This is a genomic window from Pengzhenrongella sicca, assembly GCF_017569225.1.
Taxonomy (GTDB): Bacteria; Actinomycetota; Actinomycetes; order Actinomycetales; family Cellulomonadaceae; genus Pengzhenrongella; species Pengzhenrongella sicca.
In genome coordinates this window covers 3,180,539-3,197,997 of record NZ_CP071868.1, presented here as the reverse complement: position 1 = coordinate 3,197,997, position 17,459 = coordinate 3,180,539, and the positions used below count along the sequence as shown (strand labels likewise).

Genomic DNA, 17,459 nt, shown 5'->3' with positions numbered 1-17,459 from the left:
TCGTCAGAGGAAGCTTGCTGACCGGACTGAGAGCCGACACCAACAAGGGTGTAGAAGAAGCCAGGGAGACGCGATGACATCGAACGATGAAGACCAACGAGCCGTCGCCGGTTCGACGCTCCTAGAACGGACGAACACCGCCACGGCCAACGGGCAGGACCGAGAGATTCGTCGCGCCGCGCTCTTGCTCCGCCGCGCCACCATCGGAAAGCTCAGCCGAAACCCTCGAATCAGATGAAGCAAATACCGGAAAGGCTGTCTCGCCGACGCCCGCGTCGCCCTACCCGGGGTCGTGTCGTGAATCAGACGAGCGCGTCGGCAAACGCCTCGCAATCCTCGATGTGTCCAGTTAAGCTCGTTTCGGCTCCGTCGATGAGAGTCCATCTGAGAGCTGCCGGATACGTCGATCACCCCATCGGTAAGCCGTGATTGAGCCGCGGTGGTCGTCGGTGTCCATAGCCATCGGAGCGGTGCTAATTCTCGGAGGGTGTGCCGGAACGGGGCTTGAGAGAACGGCAACCGACGAGATAGACAAAGGGACACCGGGTAACATTTCACCACTGCCTACCGGTGCGGTCATCGACTACCAACTCGGTGGGGCCTACACCCCAGCCGATGGTGTCGGCGGCGTCGCCCGGGACAGCACCGCCGCGCCTGCTGGAAGCCTCTACTCGATCTGTTACGTCAATGGCTTCCAGACTCAGCCCGCTGACCGAGACGCTTGGCTCGCTGACCGTCCCGACCTCGTGCTGCAGGGCAATGGCAAGCCGATCATCGATGAGAACTGGCCGGACGAGCTGATCCTCGACGCCTCAACGGACGACAAGCGCCAACGCATCGCCGTAGAGATCGCGACCACCCTCGACCTGTGCGCCGCTGCCGGGTTCGATGCGATCGAGATTGACAACCTTGACAGCTATACGCGCAGCGACGGTCGTCTCGACCAAGATGGTGCGATGGCGCTTGCCACTCTTTACGTCGAGCACGCCCACGCAGCCGGGCTCGCGATTGCTCAGAAAAACTCGGTGGAACTCGGATCGCGAGGACGTGACGAGGCGGGTTTCGACTTCGCGGTCGCCGAGGAATGTTACCGGTACGACGAATGCGCGCTCTACAGGGAGGTCTGGGGCGATCACTTTGTCGACATCGAATACACGGATGACCTCCGTGGGACCTTCGGGGAGGTTTGTGCCGACGAGCAGGTTCCAGCCTCGACGATCTTGCGCGACCGCGACCTGACAACGCCGTCCGACCCGCAATACCACTTCGCCGCCTGCCCGCTCGATTAGCGATACGCGGAACCAGCCCCGAGCGGCCGGAGCAACAATGCGCGGTAGCTGTCGTTCAGTGACTATCGCGCCTGGATTCAACTAGCGAACAACGATGTGCGCTGTTAGGCGCCGCTGGGTCCACAGGAGGCGATTGCGGCAAACTTTCGCTTTGCCGTCGTCGGGTCACGGTCGCCCACCATTCGGCCAGGCAGCGGGGACTTCCACTTGGCCATTGACACCCCGAGGCGGGGACGTTTCCACCTAGTTAACGCGTCGCGGCCTCATCGACGTTCCTCGCGCTCGCGAAGAGCGCGATCATGCGACCCGCCTCGGTTGCCAGCGAGAGTCGACCGGCGCCGACATATCCGCGCGAGTCCACCATCGTGAGATCGTCGCGAAGGCGCGCGCGGACTGCCGTTGTGAAGACGCCGTTTAGGTGGGTCGAAACGTTGATTTTTGTTATGCCAGCCCAGATTGCGCGAACGATCTCCGCGTCGGGGACACCCGACGAGCCGTGCAGCACGAGCGGGACTGAAAGGGCCGCGTGCAGGCTGGCGAGAAGACCCAGATCGATCGAAGCGACCCGCTCGGTCATCGCATGCGACGTGCCAACCGCGACGGCCAGGGCGTCGACACCCGTCTCGCGGACGAACGTCGTAGCCTCAGCTGGGTCGGTGCGCACGCCGGGCGCATGGGCTCCGTCCTTGCCCCCGATCGCACCGAGCTCCGCTTCAACGTAGACGTCGCGACTATGAGCGAAGTTCACGAGTTCAGCCGTCGCCGCCACGTTTGCCTCATATGGAAGTCGTGCGCAGTCAAACATGACTGAACTGAAACCGAGGTCGACCGCCTTACGGGCGAGGTCTGCATCCTCAGCGTGGTCGAGGTGGACCGCGATCCGCGCGCTCGACGCCCGCGCTACGGCTAGCGTCGCCAGCGCGATCGGCTCGAGCCCGCCGTGGAAGCGAGCGCAATTCTGGGAGATCTGCAAAATTACGGGCAGACCGGCAAGTTCTGCGCCCGCGACGAACGCTTCCGCTGTTTCGAGGTGCACGACGTTGAACGCACCGAGTCCGGCCCCCGCAGCGACTGCGTCGCGCATGAGCTCGCGCGTCGACACAAGAGTCACGCGGCACCACCGCAACTGACCACACGGTCAATACACCTAGCGGCCCGGCGAGCGCCGGATGTTTCGGCGAGCACGGGCAAGGGCAAGAAGCGACGCTGGAACGTCGGGCCCGCGTCCGGGCGCAACTCATCCTGTGCCGTGCCCGCGTCGGAGCGCGGGCGATCGTGAGAATCGAGCTGGGATCGCCCATATGGACCGTCCTGGCGTTTGTTCCACGGACACAGGGCGAGAAAACGACGGCTCCTGCCGCTCGGCGGATAGCTGACCAAACTCACGCGGTGTTCTCCTCATCTCGCGACGGACACGCCAGGACGGCGCCGTGCAGCCATCTTCGACCCGTCGCTCGCCCGACATCGCCAAAGACGCCCAAATGCGCAACAAGAGTGAGCGAAGCGTGCAGTCTGTTGCTCAATCCAGTTAACTTCTCGCTATAGCGACGGCGTAGGCACACCAGAGCCCCCGGGTCGCAGCCTGTCCCCCGACGCATCGGAGCATCGTGACGAACCTTCTACTTGACACCGTGCATCTCCACAAGGCAGGCGAGTCCGTCGGTGTCCCCTCGGTCTGCTCCGCCCATCCTCTAGTTCTCGAGGCCGCGGTCCTGCAGGCACTCGAGGACGGCAGCATCGTGTTGGTCGAGGCCACGTCGAACCAGGTTGATCAGTTCGGGGGCTACACCGGTATGCGGCCGGCCGACTTCCGCGACCTCGTCCACGAGATCGCGGACCGCGTCGGGTTTCCGCGCGACCGAGTCGTACTCGGTGGCGATCACCTTGGCCCGAACACGTGGCGGGGCCTCGGCGCAGAGGCCGCGATGGACCGCGCCGATGATCTCGTCGAAGCGTACGTCGCGGCGGGATTCACCAAGATCCATCTCGACTGCAGCATGGTGTGCGCGGGAGATCCCGAAATACTCACTGACGACATCGTCGCCGGTCGCGCGGCCCGGCTCGCGAGTGTGGCCGAGGCCGTCGCAAGGCGCGAATTTGGCGTCAGCGAGGTGCTTTACGTGATCGGTACCGAGGTGCCCGTACCGGGCGGAGCGCACGAGACCATCGAGGAGCTCGCGCCGACTTCGGAGGGCGCAGCTCGGGCCACCCTCGCCCGGCACGAAAAGGCCTTCATCCAGGCAGACCTCGCTGCAGCCTGGAAGCGGGTCATTGGCCTAGTTGTTCAGCCGGGTGTCGAGTTCGACCACGTCCGCGTCATTGACTACGACCGGGACCGCACAGCTTCATTGCGTGGCGTCGTCGCCGAGTACTCGAACCTTGTGTTCGAGGCCCACTCCACGGACTACCAGACGAAGGAACGACTCACGGAGCTCGTTGAGGACCACTGGGCGATCCTCAAGGTGGGTCCCGGCTTGACGTTCGCGCTTCGCGAGGCCCTCTTTGCTCTCGCTGCAGTGGAGGACGAACTGGTCGCAGCCGAGGACCGCTCCAACCTTGTATCCGTTGTTGAGCGCCGGATGCTCGCGGATCCGCATTGGTGGGAGGGGTACTACGAGGGCGACGCCAGGGACCAGCAGATCGCGCGGCGGTACAGCTTCAGCGATCGGGTTCGCTACTACTGGCCCGATCCCGAGATCCATGCGGCAGAGAGCCAACTCCTCGCCAACCTCGGCGCGAGCGGGATCCCTTTGCCCGTGCTCAGCCAGTACTTGCCGAACCAGTACGCCCGTGCCCGCCGAGGCGACCTCTCGTTGGAGCCCAAGGCGCTTGCCATTGATCTGGTCCGTGACGTGCTGCGCGACTACGCCCACGCCTGCAACCCATCGTTGAGGAGCTCATTGTGACCACAGAATCGCTTGGATACACCGATGCTGAGTTGGCCGCTCGCGGAGCCCAGCACACCGCCCGTGAGATCTTTCAACAGCCCGACCTGTGGCGCGAGGTCGGTAGCACCGCCACGGCCCGTCAGGCGCTCACGCGAGCCTTCCTTCGCCCCCTGCTTGACCGCGCCGACCTGCGCATCGTTTTGACCGGTGCGGGTACGTCGGCGTTCGCGGGCGACGTCCTCGCTCCGGCGTTGCGCCGGAAGCTGCAACGGAGCGTCGATGCGATTTCAACCACCGCTATCGTCTCCGCCCCCCTTGAGTGCTTCGCCGAGGATCGCCCGACACTCCTGGTCTCATTCGCCCGGTCGGGCGACAGCCCGGAGAGCGTCGCAGCCACCGAGCTGGCCGAAGAATGTTTGTCCGAGGTCTACCACCTGGTCGTGACCTGCAACTCTGCGGGAGAGCTTCACCGTCGCCACAGTGGAGCCGATCGATCCCTGGTACTGCTTATGCCGGACCTCTCAAACGACAAAGGCTTCGCCATGACGGGGAGTTTCACCTGCATGATGCTGGCGACCTGGCTCACGCTGGCGGGACCGGCCGACGGCAGTGGGCTCGCGGAGCGGCTGGCAGTTTCAGCCGAGCAGATCCTCGCCGTGCAGGGGCCAGCCGCGCGGGCGTTGGCCGATCGCCAGTTCGACCGGGTCGTCTATCTCGGCAGTGGGCCGCTCCGCGGACTTGCGCGCGAGTCCGCGCTGAAGCTGCTCGAACTCACAGCTGGTGGCGTCGTCTCGTACTCGGACTCGGCCCTCGGATTCCGGCACGGCCCGAAGGCGGTCCTCGACGATCGCACTCTTGCGATCGTCTACCTCTCAAATGACTCCTACACGCGGCTATACGACCTCGATATTGCAGCTGAACTGCGTGAGTCCCTAGGTTCCGAGAATGTCATCGCAATCGCGGCGGGCGGCGCGGGAGCCGGGGACAGCGACCCGTGGCACCTCGAAGGGCTAGACGACCTTCCCGATGCGGCATTGGCGCTCCCCTTCGTCCTGAGCGCGCAACTCCTTGGTCTGCAGTTCTCGCTTGCGCTCGGCAAGACCCCTGACAACCCATTCCCTTCGGGAGCGGTGAACCGCGTCGTGCAGGGCGTGACGATCCACGCACTCCCCGTGTCGGCTGGGCCCGGGTCGAGGGCACTCGCCTGACACGACCGCCAGGAGCGGCAACGCTCCCGGCTTCGGCGACCGCCTCTTGACGGTCGCCATGGAATCGACGGCGCCAGTGTGGACGCCAGTGGAGGTACGTGATGTTTCTCGGCGTTGATGGCGGGGGCACCAAGACGGCGTTATGCCTGATCGATCACGACGGCAACCTGATCGCACAACGACAGGCGCCGAGCGTCGACTACTTCGCGCAGGGCATCGAGATCGTGGAGAAGTACCTGACCCAGGGGATTCAGGACGTGTGCCGAGACGGTGGCATCACGACCGGCAAGTTGAAATACGCATTCTTCGGCCTGCCGACGTACGGCGAAGCGAGCGGTGACGTAGCCACGCTGGATGCTGCACCGCGAGCCGTCCTGGGCCACGAACGCTACCGCTGCGACAACGACATGGTGTGCGGATGGGCTGGCTCGCTCGGGGCTGTCGACGGCATCAACGTCATAAGTGGGACCGGCTCGATGACGTATGGCGAGCGCGCAGGAACAGGCGCCCGGGTCGGTGGTTGGGGTGAACTGTTTGGCGACGAAGGGTCTGCCTACTGGATTGCCGTGCGCGGATTGACCGCCTTCTCACAGATGAGCGACGGGCGCCTTGCCCCAGGGCCCCTGTTGGAGGTGCTCCGTACCCACCTCGACCTGACTGCCGATCTTGACCTGGTCGACGTGGTTCTGAACCGGTGGAAGGGCTCACGCAGTGAAATTGCGGCGATGAGCCGTCAGATTGGCGAGGCGGCAGCACGCGGCGACGTCAGCTCCGCCCAGATCCTCGCCGACGCCGGGTGCGAACTGGCAGCTCTCGTTGACTGCACAGGGCGCAGGCTCGCGTTCGGGCCAGACGAGACCGTACCGGTGTCTTATTCAGGCGGCGTGTTCAGTTCCGAGGTCGTCCTTGCGGCCTTCACCGCTGAACTCGGCCGCCGCAACGTGCAGCACGAGATCCGCCAACCGCTGTATACGCCCGATGTAGGTGCCGCCCTGTACGCGGCGAAGCTCGCTGGAACCCCATTGACCCCCGACGCGCTGGCAAACCTGCGCGACGGCCTTGCCGCCGCAACGTCAAAAGCCTAAGGAGACATCATGTCCACCACCAACCGCAGCTGGATCACCTACGCCGGACTCCTGGTTCTATTCTGGGGTGTCTGGGGTGCGTTCTCAAGCCAGCCCACCGTCAGGTACGGATACCCCGATGAGATGATTTACATCATCTGGGCGTTCACCATGCTAATTCCCGCCTTCTTCGCACTGCGCGGCTCGAAGTTTGACCGGCGACCGATCGCCGCGTTCTACGGGCTAGCGATCGGGCTCACCGGGGCCGGCGGTCAGTTGCTGCTATTCAAGACCCTAACGATGGGACCGGCGTATCTCGTCTTTCCGGTGATTGCCCTGTCGCCGATGATCACCGTCGTGCTCGCCGTAACTTTGCTGCGCGAGCGGATCAGCCGAGTAGCGGTGCTTGGGGTTGCGATGGCCTTGGTCGCTGTTGTCCTTTTCAGCATCTCCAGCGGCACCACCGACGGCGCCACCGGACCTTGGCTCTTCATGGCAATCCTGATCTGCATTGCCTGGGGTGTGCAGGCATTCTTCATGCGCAAGGCCGCGACCGTCGGAGTGAACGACGGCACGACGTTTGGCTGGATGACGATCAGCGGCTTCATCCTCATCCCCGTCGCCGTCCTCATGATGGGTGGACTACCCGAATCCGCTCCTTGGCAAGCGCCCGCGCTCGCCGGCGCTACTCAGCTCCTCAACGCAGTCGGAGCTCTCTTCCTCGTGATGGCGCTGAGCAGAGGCAAGGCGTCCATCGTTTCGCCGGTTACCAACGCGCTCGCGCCCGTCCTGACAATCGCCCTGTCCCTAGTGATTTACCAGACGGTCCCGAGCAGCTTCGCCACCATCGGCATCGTCCTGGCGATCGTTGGCTCCACGTTGATGGTTTACAGCGACGAGAAGCGCGGCGAGGCGCTGACGATGGCAACCGACCCTGCCGTGACGAAAGGCGCAGACGACGGCACCACCGTACGCTGAGCACCAAAAATCGATCTAGGTAGCCCGCGAGGCGTCGTCCGACTCCCTATCAACTGGGGCGGGCGGCGCCTCGCGCCCACTCACCTCGTGCCCGTGTCTTACGTGCCGACGACGTGTATCTCCACACCCTGAGCCCTTATACGCTCGAGTTCCGCTCCGTCAGCAGTTGAGTCGGTCACCAGGATGTGAATCTCGCCGAGGTCGGCCATCTTTGCCAAGGTGAGCCGACCCACTTTGGAGCCGTCAGCGACCACCATGACTCGTTGCGCATGGGCGACCATCGCATGGTTCGTCCGCGCTTCCGTCTCGTCGTGAGTCGTTGCCCCGCCACGGGCGCTGATTCCGTCCGTGCCGAGGATCGCCGTGCCAACGTTTATCGAATTGAACGCGTTCTCAGCAAGCGCCCCGACGGCCTCGAACGAGTTCGAGCGAACCACGCCCCCCGTCATGATGACCTTCAGGTTCGGGCGCGAGGCAATCGCCATAGCCGTGGTGAGTGAGTTCGTGATGATGGCGAGCTCGGGCCGTATGGCCAGTACCCGTGCAACCTCCGCCGTCGTCGTCCCCCCTGAGATCGCGACGCTGTAGCGCCCGAAAGGCAGAAGCTCGGCTGCCCGGCGCGCGATCTGCTGCTTCGCCTCGCGAAACCGCGAATCTCTCAACCGCACCGGCACCTCGGACAGGGCCGTCCGCCTACGAGCGCCACCGTGGGTGCGCAACAGCAGACCCTGATCCTCCATATCGGCCAGGTCGCGCCGAATAGTGGCTGCTGAGACGCCCAGCTTGTCGGTGAGAGTCGAGAGGCTCACCGAGCCCCCTGCATCCAGAAGGGTGAGCGCCGCAAGCATCCGCTCAGACCGCTTACGCGACAGCGCACGTGGGACGTCCCCTACGCTCGGACGATCATCCACGTTCGCCACCTCCCCGGCGAATTCGTCGCCAACTGCTACGAACGCTCACTTTACCTCAGGCATTATGCGCGAGTCGCGCAGATCGCTCTGGCGGGCGACGTAACCCCCTCACCGCGCACAATCGAATCGATCCGTCTTCGGCAACTGGGCTCTATGCCGGCCGCTCTTTCGCCACGTCGCGGGTGGCCGGCTCGGATTGCCAGGGATCGGTGCTGCTGTCCACGTCTGGGAGCTACCCGGGTCCCGGTCACCGCGAGCGGCCTGGACACCGCCCTTCCTGCCGACATGGCGGTCCGGCTGGCGGTGGCGCGGGTGGTAACCGAAGGGCTGACCAACGTGCTCCGGTACGCCCCGGGCACACCGTCGGCGAGCGTCGCCGTGCGGCGCGGCACCTCCGCCGTCGAGGTCGAGGTGCTGGACGCCGGGGGTACCCGTCCCGGGGCGGGCGGCGGCACCCATCGCGGCATCCTGGGCATGCGTGAGCGTGCCGCTCTGCTCGGTGGACTCCTCGATCCGCACGGAGAGCTCCTCGATGGACGCAGACAGCTCGTCGATGCGTGTCAGGTGCAGCCGGCAAGAACCCTTGATGGGCACTTACTCGGGCCCGGTTCGCACAGCCGCCGGAACCGTCGCCTATGAGGCGGGCGCGCCACTCGTTTCGCGCGGTCAGCATGCTGCGACCCTAGGGGCTTGACCCCAGTGCGCTCCGCGCTCCGGCCCACTTCACGATGTGAGTAACTGTTGTGGGCCACGAGTCTGCCATTTACCTGTCGTTCAGTGCCGTGGATCTCGGCGCAGGTCTATGTTGATGTCGACTTCGAGAGGTAGCGATGAGTAGTCCCGACCGCGTGCAGTTGCTGGCATTCATCGCTCTCATGTTCGCATTCGTTGTCCTCCAGTTCGTTGCCGTGAAGAGCGGTGACCTCGACAGGAGTCGACGCGATTCACGCCAGATGCGACAACGAGTACTTCGCCCCATCGTGGTCATTCTGGCTGCATTGGTGGTATTCCCCTGGAGCATGCTGCTCTGACAGTGCACTCGCCGCGCGTCTGCGTCGGGTGCGGTGATGGGCGTGTTGCGGGGCTACCCGGCGTGATTCGATGCCCTTCCCGGCACGCGAGGTGTGGATCGCCACTGGCGGTCCGGGATCTGCTAGCGAAGGAGCCCGGACTCGTACGCGGCGATCACGAGCTGGATGCGGTCACGGCACTGGAGTTTGCGTAGGATCGCCGCGACATGGGACTTGACGGTCTGCTCCGTGACGAAGAGTTCCGACCCGATCTCGGTGTTCGACAGGCCTCGAGCGATGGCCAGTAGCACGTCGTGCTCGCGCGGGGTGAGGTCGCCGAGGCCCGCAAGCGGCTCGGGTGCATGGTCTGCGAAGTCGCTGACGAGTCGACGCGTGACGTTCGGCCCGAGCAGCATCGACCCGTCCGCGACGAGGCGTACGCCCTCGACGAGTCGTGCGGCCTGGGCGTCTTTGAGCATGAACCCGCTCGCTCCGGCGCGCAGCGCCTCGTAGACGAATTCGTCAAGGTCGAAGGTGGTCAGGATCAAGACCTTGGTCTGGGGGTGTCGAGCTGTGATCTGCGCGGTCGCAGCGATCCCGTCCAGTACGGGCATGCGGACGTCGACGACGGCGATATCCGGGGTCTGCTTGGCGACCTGTGCGAGCAGCTCCCGTCCGTCAGCAGCGGAACCGACCACTTCCATGTCGGCCTGAGAGTTCAGGATCGCCGCGAAGCCCTCCCGCACGACGGGCTGATCGTCGGCCACAACGATGCGGATCATCGTAGCTCCAGCGTTTCGCCCACGGCGCCATCGGCAGCCGGCGCGATGGGTAGGTCAACAACCACCCGGAAGGTGCCGTCGTGGTTGTCGACCTGCAGGTCGCCACCGAGAGCTTCAACACGTTCACGCATCCCGACGAGCCCGTTCCCGGGGTCGTGCGATGTCGCCTGCGGATCGACGGGATTGCAGATGCGGACCGTGACGGCAGCGTCCGTGACCGTCACGACGACGTCGACCGCGGAACCTGGCGCATGTCGACGAGCGTTCGTGAGGGCTTCCTGGATCGCGCGAAACATCACATAGCCCTGGGCTGCCGCCACGTGACGCTCCCCGGACCATGTCAAGTGGACGTCCTGGCCCGCCGCGCGGGCATCGTCTACGAGTTTCGCGATGCCGTCCGCGCCGGGCTGGGGAGACCGGCCGGTGTCCGCCTGCTCCTCGGTACGTTGCAGCACCACGAGCACGTGGCGCAGCTCGTCGAGCGCGCCGCGTGCGTCGCGGGCGATGTCCGCGAGGACTGTCCGGGCAGCCTCTCCGAGCTGCGGGTGCATGAACGGCGCGCTCTCGGCTCGCACGGCGACGAGCGAGATGTGGTGGGCGACGACGTCGTGCAGATCGCGGGCGAGGCGGGCGCGTTCACCGGCGATCGTTGCCACCTCACGCGCACGGTTTGAATCGGCTGCCGCGACGACGCTCTGCATCTTCGAACGGCGCATCATCCCGATCGCTACGGCGATCGCCACCGCAGCACTCGAGGCGAGCACGTAGATCACCAGGCTGATCCAGACGTCGTCCGAGTTCGGAGACGTCGCGGTGACCGGGCCGATGGGCAACATCGCCGGCACGCGCGTCAGGCAGTACCCGATCGCAACCGCCAGGGTGCAGCCGAACGGAAGGAGCGCCCGGCGCGGGCCGTCTACCGCCGCGAGGACCGCTACGCAGAGCAGCGCGAGCCACCACGCCCATTCGAAGAAGCCGATGACGGGGCTGAACAGGAACGGCCAGGCGACCAGCGCCGTCGCCCAGGCCGTCCGACGCCGCGCGAGCACGACACCGGCGACCACGCTCGCGCGAGCCAGCATCAGCATGACGAGCCACCCGGCGCCCACACTGCCGGCCCAGGCGCTTCCCCACAGTCCGGACATCGGGCTCGACATGGGCGTCGTGATAATCAGGACTGCGACAAGAAGCGCGACGAACGCCGGCCCGTACCACGGGCGTGCTTGACCCGTACGGTCCAGATCTGGGCGCTCTGCTGGCGACGCGAGGAGGGGCATGAAGTGATCGTGCCGCACCGTCGACTCGGCCCACGCCCCCCGCGCGACCCCGACCGTCTCCCTCTCCCGGGGGAGACAAACTGATCGGGACAATGGGAACTACAGGTCAGGAGCGCCCCGGACCCTCGGGGGTGCGCCCAGCGGTTGCACCCATCGTCGCGCGGGACGCCGTGCTCACGGTCTTCGCACGGTTGCGCTGGCGCCGGAACAACCGATCGACCAGCAATCCAACGAGAGCGCCACCCGCGATCCCGACTCCGATCGCCAGGACCGGTTGGCCCGCGAACCACGTACCGGCGCCGATCCCGAGTGCGGCGACGTACAGCGACCAAGTGACTGCACTCACCGAGGTCACCGCGACGAACCGCCGGCGGGGGTAGTGCAACCCCCCTGCCGCGACGCTCGCGACGACCCGCCCACCCGGGATGAACCGGGCCGCAAGAAGGAAGGACGGGCCTCGTTGTATGAGGGTGTCGGCCGCCCAATCAAGGGCTGCACGCCCTCGCCGTCCGCGCAGCAACGGAATGCTCCGCAGCCCGACCCCGCGTCCGATCACGTAGGCGAGCTGATCCCCGGTAAAGGCACCTGCCGCCGCCACAAGAAGCACGACCGCCAGGCTCGAGCCGCCACCCGAGACGGCCAGTGCCGCGAGCGCTATCACCACAGACTCGCTCGGAACGACCGGCAAGATCCCATCCAACGTGACGAGCAGGTAGAGCCCAAGAACAGTGAGAGGCGAGCCCCCAAGGGCAAACATCCAATCGATCACCCTCTTCCCCGCCACGCCCGAGGACCACCACACCGGTGGGCCTCTCCCGATTCTCCTGGGCGATGCTCTGGCGACACGTGAGTGTTCATGCATCGACCCTCGCGCACGGAAGTCTCCTCACGCGCCCCCCGCAGGACCCGAACCACCTCCCTCCAGCGGGGGACTCGCCCGGCTCCGGTAGGTACGTCTGCGACTACCCGAGAGTGTCGCCAAGTCCTCGCGCAGGGCAGCGCGACTGCCGGGCGCCTTCACGCAGCGGACGCTCATCGCCTACGAAGTCGACGAGTCAGGCGACGAGCTTGTGGTCAAATCCAGGTCAACCTCGCGTTGAGATGCGACACAGCTGTCGTCAAGGTGTGGTCGGCGTGCGAGTAGCTCGTCCCTCCCTCTGGTTATTGGCTGTGGCGCCGTTACCCGGTGCCGTGCCGTTGATCCCCATGTGCTTGGGCTTTTCGAGGACGTCAGCGGTGCGTGCAGGCAGGTCGATCGGCGCGTGGTGATCCTCGGTGCGGTTGATGATGCGCTCGTGGAGTTTGGTGCGTGCAAGGGTGGGGTGGCCCTCGGCGCGAAGGATCTCGACGAGGTCGAGGAGTGCGGCTTCGTCGTCGGGTGCGGCGAGGATCGCGGTGTCGACAGCGCGGCGGGCCATGGGGATGTCCCCGATGGCGAGCGCGTGGATGACGACGGTGTGGGCGACATCGACGATGGCGCAGGGGGCGATGAGGTCGAGGCGCTCGGTCTCGTCGAGCCACTTCCATGTCCCTGGGTGTCGCTGGCTGAAGGGCACCCCGGTGACGAGCCCGAGAGCGAGCTCGAGGTCGGTGATGCCTGCGTTGCCTGCGCCTCGCGCGGTGCCGCGGGCTCGTAAGGCTTTGAACAGGTCCCAGTCGACGAGAACGTCGTCGACTTGGTAGCGGGGTTCGCCGCAAGCCTTCGCGGCGCGGGTGTTGCTGGCGTACGGGATGTAGTCGTCGCCTGTGCGCGGGTTCTTGCCCATCCATCGGCGCAGAACTTTGATGTTGTTGCGGTAGTTCTCGGCTCCAGCGATCGTTTTGATCTGGTCGGAGGTCACTCCGGCGGGATGCAGGGCGAGGTAGCCGAGCAGTCCGGTAAGGAACGGTCGGCGCTTCGCGGCTGCGTGCGGGTCTCCGCGCCCGTGCGCCTGCACGGGCCCGAGAAGAGCGAGGCGCGGTTTCGCGCAATCGGACCCTTTGACCCATTCGGCGACGTCAGCGTCGAGGTCGGGGTAGACCGCGAGGACCCTGCTGGCCGTTGCGTCCGAGATTGTGGGTGCGAGCGTTTGGATGTCCTGCGCCGTTGTTGGGGTTACGTCGACGTACGTCTGGGTGGGCAGGGGCAGGAGGGAGGTCTCGCCGGCGGGTGTGGTCGGGTCCGCGGGGCGGTCATTGACGAGTTGGGGGCGTAGCGCGCCGGCGGCGTCGATCACGGCGGCCATGCCGGAACTGGCGGTGTGGTCGATCGGGTACGGGACGCACGGAGCCTCCTCGGTCGTTGCTGCCAGCAAAGCGCAGTCGCGGGCTTCGGCGGCGGTGAGCCCGACACTGTCGAGGTCGAGTCCAAGTGATCGGATCAGCAGGCGACCCTCGGCTGTCGTGGCCGCTTCGACGCTGAAGTCGTGGTTGGCGACCCCGACCATGACGACCGCTGCGCCGGGGCGTGCGGGGTGGGTGGCAATGGCCTTGGCGATGGCCCGCACTCCCGCGGCGGTGGTCGCGTGCTCGGTGGTGGCGGCCAGGAGGACGTGGAAGGTTTCTGGGTCGTATCCCACGACGCCGCCTGCGGGGTCGACGGCTCGGGTGATCTCGTCTAGAGCGTCGGGGTCGTCGACGCGGTAGTGGGTGTAGCGCAGCGGATCGATCAGGGCAAGCTCGTCGCCAAATCCGATGGCGTGCACGCTGACGAGGACCGACCACGGGTTCAGAGCGAGTTCTGCGGCCAAATACCGTCCGAACGCTTTGGCGCGTTCGGTGTCTCCGGTGATGGCGAGCAATCCAACCTGTTCGAGATTGAGGAGCCACAGGTGTCCTTCGGCGGACTGGCCGACCGTGACCAGGAGCGGGTAGGGCGGGATACCCGTTGCTGGGGCGCGTTCGGTGAGCGGTGCGGACCAGTCGCGGGCGTCGCCATTCCACGGCTCGGGGAGGATTGCATCTGCGGTGAGGTGGATCCGAGCGTGGGTGGCCGTGAGTTCCACGGTGACGATGGGCGGGTACTGCTGCGGATTCGGGTACGTCGTGGCCAGTTCACGCAGCAGGGCGTCGAGTGTCTGGATCTGTGGGGCGGTCGGGGTTCCCGACGCTTCGGCGGTGCGGTCGACAGCGAGCAGGCCGGGGGGCGGCGGTTGCAGTATCTGGCCGGGTTTGCGGTAGCGCAGTTGCGTGCGCCGGTGCGCGCGCACGGTGAGCAGCAGCGCTCCGGCCAGCAGCGCTCCGGCCCCGCTGAGTCCGGGTAGGAGCCACCCCGGCGCCGTCTCGACCTGGGCGTCGTCAGCCTGCACCAGCTCGCCCGACTCTGGGACGTCGACGTCGACGTCGGTGGTAGGAGGAGCTGGTGGCGGCGAATCACCGGTGCCTTGTGTGGTCGAAGGAGTCGCTGCCGGTGGTGGGCCGGCGTCGGGTTCGGTCGCCGGCGTCTGCGGCGTCGGGAGATCGGCTGATGGCGGATTCGCTGGCTCGCCGGTGCCCGTCGCGGCCGGTGGTGCGGCTCCGTTCTTGGGTGTGGCGATGTCGAGGGTCCAACCCGGTTTGATGAGGTCAGGGTCCGTCAGTTTCTCGCCGCCCGGTTGGATGATGGTCGTGGACGCTTCGAAGATCTCGGGGTAGCGGGAGGCGTCCCCGAGTTCGTCATGGGCGATCTGGGAGAGCGTGTCACCGGCTTGGACGGCGTAGGTGGCGCCGGCGGCGGGGGTGGCCTCCGCAGGGCGGGCATCGCCCGGCAGTGTCAGCAACATGGGTGGTGCGATGAAGCCCGGCTGTCCGCCGAGCAGTTCGGCGTTCAGTGCTTCGATCTCGAGGTAGCGCATGGGGTCGCCGAGCATGGTCTCGGCGATCTTCCATAGGCTGTCCCCGCGTTTGACCTCATACACGGTCGTGCCAGGTGCGGGGGCGCTCACGCGCGCGGCGGGCGCGGGCCGTGACGCGACCGGACCGGCCGGTCGAGGCGCCTCCGCGCCGGGCGCACCGGTGGAAGCACGCGCCTGGTCCGGACGCAGTGGTGCCGTTGTCGCGATCGCGGGAACGTCGGCGCCCGCTGACGCGGATGCGGGTCCGGCCGGGATTGAGGCGGTGACGGCGGGTACGGCGATGAAGAGCAGCGAGGCCCAGGTGAGCAGGGTTCGAGTTGCGCTCTGGGGCACGGTGAGCCCGCGCAGATCTGGTGGGTCGATCTTGCGGAGGGCAGCGACGAGCTCGACGACCAGGCAGGCCACGAGCACCGCCCAGATGGCCCATACGAGGATGGCGGTGCCGACCCACGCCATGGTCGCGTCGTCGGGCTCGAACAGGTTCGACCAGATGCGGTGGGTGAGGATGTCCACCGGGCTGAGCCCGAACGACGTGAGCCCGAACGGGATCCCGGCCGCGAACCCCACAAGCCCGACGGTGGTGAGCAGGCCGAGGAGCCGGCGGGTGAGCGTGGTCATTGTTCGGTCTCTCCCATCGTGCGGATCACGCGGGCGGTGGCGTCCCCGGTGACGGTGAGGTCTGCGATCCCGACGATGCCGAGGAACAGGGGGCTGTAGGTGTCGGTCACCGCAACTCGGATGGTGGTGGCATCGGTGATGGTGACCGTCCCGGTGACCTCGGCCGCGGTCAGGTAGTTGCCGGCGGCGGACTTGGCCTGGGCGATGGCGACCAGCGGGTAGCGGCCCGAGATAGCCGAGTCGTCAAGGTGCTGCCCGCCGACGCGCGCTGCTTGGGCGGCGAGGTCGCGCGCCTGCTGTTGAGCGCGTACCTGGCCGCCGAGGTCGACGGCGATCCCGACGCAGATGATCATGATGACCGCGGAGGTCGCCGCCCACACGGACACCGACCCGCGGTCGTCACGCGCCAAAGCCTGGTAGCGGATCCGCACCAGGTGCCGGAACCGGTTCATGGGGCCGATCTCCAGGTGTCGACGACGCTGACCATGCTCGCGCTGACCGTGTGGGTTCCGGGGACGCCGGGAACTGCCAGGTCGCCAAGGTTGAGGGTGCAGGTCACCGTGGCAGTGACCATCCCGGGTGTTCCGATCGGTGCCGAGAACCCGGACACGTCGAGCTCAACGGAACTCGTCGCGCACCGCAGGTTGTTGTTGGCGAGGGAGTAGGTGATGGCCTCCTCAGCGCCTGCTTGCGCGCTGGCGGGCGTCCGGGCCATGGACGCCGACCGGGCTGCGTCGGCGGCGACGGCCTGCATTCCTTGGTGGGCGACGGCGGTGCGCCCGGCGAAGACGAGGAGCCCGATGAACAGCGCGAACGCGGGCACCAGGATTACCGCCTCGACCGCAGCTGACCCCTGCTCGTCGCCGCGGTCCCATCGTTGGCGCAGTCGTCGGCGCGGGAGCTGGGACCCGAATGGGCGCGGGTGGGTGGTCATGGTGGGGTCACCCTTTCGACGGGAACGGTCGCTGCGGCCTGGATGGGCGGGTTCCACCCCGGGATCAGGGATGCGGAGTACCCGTCGACGGTGATCCGGGCGGAGGTGTCGGTGCGCTCGGCGCCGACCTCGACGCCCGTGAGGACGTCGTCGCCACCGACATCGGCGATGAAGTCCGCTGCGGCGGCGGCGCCGTGGGCGGCGGTGGAGTTCAGGGCGCCGGCGGTGCGGGCTCCTTCTTGGGCGGCTGCGATCGCCAGGGTGTGCGCGTGGTAGTAGAACGCGCCCTGGATGGCGAGGATCACGATGGTGAACAGCGCGGGTAGGACGAGGAGCATCTCGATCGAACCCGACCCACGCTCGTGCTCACGCTCGTGCACCCGGCCGCGCCGGTGGCGCGGGCCAGGTCGCGGGCGCCGCGGGCGGCGGCCCTCAGGTGATGAGGGCGGTCTGGGCGGTGACATAGGCGTTGATCGCGGCCACGACGATGCCGACGATCGCGATGACCGCGGCCGCCCACAGGACATGCTCGATGGTGACCGACCCACGCTCGGGGTCGTCGTCGTAGGTGTTGGTCAGCAATGCCTTGAGCACGGTCAAGGCGGCCAGGAGATGAGGCACGATGGTTCGTCCTTCCTTCAGTGCGGTGGATTTTGGGGGGGGGGGGGGGCGTCCGGGGACCTTCCTG

Annotated in this window: 16 protein-coding genes; 6 read left to right on the top strand and 10 right to left on the bottom strand. The window is 66.5% G+C overall.

The features are described 5' to 3' along the window. Nucleotides 1-449: 449 nt before the first annotated feature. Nucleotides 450-1,289 (top strand): endo alpha-1,4 polygalactosaminidase, encoded by an 840-nt coding sequence (locus J4E96_RS14705; protein WP_227422831.1) that lies wholly within the window; start codon nt 450-452, stop codon nt 1,287-1,289. 247 nt (nt 1,290-1,536) lie between these two features. On the opposite strand, the gene J4E96_RS14700 is transcribed toward J4E96_RS14705, so the two are convergent. Further along, entirely contained in the window at nt 1,537-2,400 is an 864-nt protein-coding gene (locus tag J4E96_RS14700) for a class II fructose-bisphosphate aldolase (protein ID WP_227422830.1), read from the bottom strand. A gap of 496 nt (nt 2,401-2,896) precedes the next feature. On the opposite strand from J4E96_RS14700, the gene J4E96_RS14695 reads away from it, so the two are divergent. From J4E96_RS14695 to J4E96_RS14680, 4 genes are all read left to right on the top strand, one after another. Then, nucleotides 2,897-4,195 (top strand): D-tagatose-bisphosphate aldolase, class II, non-catalytic subunit, encoded by a 1,299-nt coding sequence (locus tag J4E96_RS14695; protein WP_227422829.1) that lies wholly within the window; start codon nt 2,897-2,899, stop codon nt 4,193-4,195. Then, complete coding sequence (locus J4E96_RS14690; RefSeq protein ID WP_227422828.1) at nt 4,192-5,385, top strand: SIS domain-containing protein; 1,194 nt, start codon at nt 4,192-4,194, stop codon at nt 5,383-5,385. Before J4E96_RS14695 ends, J4E96_RS14690 begins: the two co-directional genes overlap by 4 nt. A 101-nt stretch (nt 5,386-5,486) precedes the next feature. Further along, nucleotides 5,487-6,470, top strand: coding sequence for an N-acetylglucosamine kinase (locus tag J4E96_RS14685; RefSeq protein WP_227422827.1), 984 nt, complete (start codon nt 5,487-5,489; stop codon nt 6,468-6,470). Nucleotides 6,471-6,479: 9 nt separating this feature from the next. Then, nucleotides 6,480-7,427 (top strand): DMT family transporter, encoded by a 948-nt coding sequence (locus J4E96_RS14680; RefSeq protein ID WP_227422826.1) that lies wholly within the window; start codon nt 6,480-6,482, stop codon nt 7,425-7,427. A gap of 98 nt (nt 7,428-7,525) precedes the next feature. Here the strand turns inward: J4E96_RS14680 and J4E96_RS14675 are convergent, their stop codons facing one another. After that, on the bottom strand, nt 7,526-8,338 hold the full coding sequence (locus J4E96_RS14675; protein WP_227422825.1) for a DeoR/GlpR family DNA-binding transcription regulator: 813 nt from the start codon (nt 8,336-8,338) through the stop codon (nt 7,526-7,528). Between the two features lie 285 nt (nt 8,339-8,623). Between J4E96_RS14675 and J4E96_RS14670 the strand changes: the two genes are divergently transcribed. Beyond that, the gene (locus J4E96_RS14670) at nt 8,624-8,977 is read left to right on the top strand and encodes a sensor histidine kinase (RefSeq protein WP_227422824.1); all 354 of its coding nucleotides are present in this window, start codon (nt 8,624-8,626) and stop codon (nt 8,975-8,977) included. Nucleotides 8,978-9,491: 514 nt separating this feature from the next. Here J4E96_RS14670 and J4E96_RS14665 read toward each other — a convergent pair. The 8 genes from J4E96_RS14665 to J4E96_RS14630 all read right to left on the bottom strand — a co-directional run bounded on the left by J4E96_RS14665 (nt 9,492) and on the right by J4E96_RS14630 (nt 17,392). Then, nucleotides 9,492-10,115 (bottom strand): response regulator transcription factor, encoded by a 624-nt coding sequence (locus tag J4E96_RS14665; RefSeq protein WP_319637689.1) that lies wholly within the window; start codon nt 10,113-10,115, stop codon nt 9,492-9,494. 11 nt (nt 10,116-10,126) lie between these two features. Continuing rightward, nucleotides 10,127-11,407: a sensor histidine kinase gene (locus J4E96_RS14660; RefSeq protein WP_227422822.1), complete on the bottom strand. Its 1,281-nt coding sequence runs from the start codon at nt 11,405-11,407 to the stop codon at nt 10,127-10,129. 106 nt (nt 11,408-11,513) lie between these two features. Continuing rightward, nucleotides 11,514-12,176: a DedA family protein gene (locus tag J4E96_RS14655; RefSeq protein ID WP_227422821.1), complete on the bottom strand. Its 663-nt coding sequence runs from the start codon at nt 12,174-12,176 to the stop codon at nt 11,514-11,516. Nucleotides 12,177-12,525: 349 nt separating this feature from the next. Next, complete coding sequence (locus tag J4E96_RS14650; protein ID WP_227422820.1) at nt 12,526-15,837, bottom strand: LysM peptidoglycan-binding domain-containing protein; 3,312 nt, start codon at nt 15,835-15,837, stop codon at nt 12,526-12,528. Beyond that, nucleotides 15,834-16,289, bottom strand: a complete 456-nt coding sequence (locus J4E96_RS14645) for a pilus assembly protein TadG-related protein (protein WP_227422819.1) — start codon at nt 16,287-16,289, stop codon at nt 15,834-15,836. Before J4E96_RS14645 ends, J4E96_RS14650 begins: the two co-directional genes overlap by 4 nt. Then, the gene (locus J4E96_RS14640) at nt 16,286-16,771 is read right to left on the bottom strand and encodes a TadE/TadG family type IV pilus assembly protein (RefSeq protein ID WP_227422818.1); all 486 of its coding nucleotides are present in this window, start codon (nt 16,769-16,771) and stop codon (nt 16,286-16,288) included. The genes J4E96_RS14645 and J4E96_RS14640 overlap by 4 nt, the downstream gene beginning before the upstream one ends. Next, on the bottom strand, nt 16,768-17,235 hold the full coding sequence (locus J4E96_RS14635) for a TadE/TadG family type IV pilus assembly protein (protein ID WP_227422817.1): 468 nt from the start codon (nt 17,233-17,235) through the stop codon (nt 16,768-16,770). The genes J4E96_RS14640 and J4E96_RS14635 overlap by 4 nt, the downstream gene beginning before the upstream one ends. Further along, nucleotides 17,204-17,392 carry a hypothetical protein gene (locus tag J4E96_RS14630; RefSeq protein ID WP_227422816.1) on the bottom strand — a complete coding sequence of 63 codons (189 nt, stop codon included), beginning with the start codon at nt 17,390-17,392 and terminating at the stop codon, nt 17,204-17,206. Before J4E96_RS14630 ends, J4E96_RS14635 begins: the two co-directional genes overlap by 32 nt. Nucleotides 17,393-17,459: the final 67 nt, after the last annotated feature.

Bases quoted from the DNA above. Each gene is read 5' to 3' on its own strand.
- J4E96_RS14685 (WP_227422827.1), top strand. From the start codon at position 5,487: ATGTTTCTCGGCGTTGATGGCGGGGGCACCAAGACGGCGTTATGCCTG.
- J4E96_RS14680 (WP_227422826.1), top strand. From the start codon at position 6,480: ATGTCCACCACCAACCGCAGCTGGATCACCTACGCCGGACTCCTGGTT.
- J4E96_RS14670 (WP_227422824.1), top strand. From the start codon at position 8,624: ATGGCGGTCCGGCTGGCGGTGGCGCGGGTGGTAACCGAAGGGCTGACC.
- J4E96_RS14660 (WP_227422822.1), bottom strand. From the start codon at position 11,407: ATGCCCCTCCTCGCGTCGCCAGCAGAGCGCCCAGATCTGGACCGTACG.
- J4E96_RS14650 (WP_227422820.1), bottom strand. From the start codon at position 15,837: ATGACCACGCTCACCCGCCGGCTCCTCGGCCTGCTCACCACCGTCGGG.
- J4E96_RS14645 (WP_227422819.1), bottom strand. From the start codon at position 16,289: ATGAACCGGTTCCGGCACCTGGTGCGGATCCGCTACCAGGCTTTGGCG.
- J4E96_RS14640 (WP_227422818.1), bottom strand. From the start codon at position 16,771: ATGACCACCCACCCGCGCCCATTCGGGTCCCAGCTCCCGCGCCGACGA.
- J4E96_RS14635 (WP_227422817.1), bottom strand. From the start codon at position 17,235: ATGTCACCGCCCAGACCGCCCTCATCACCTGAGGGCCGCCGCCCGCGG.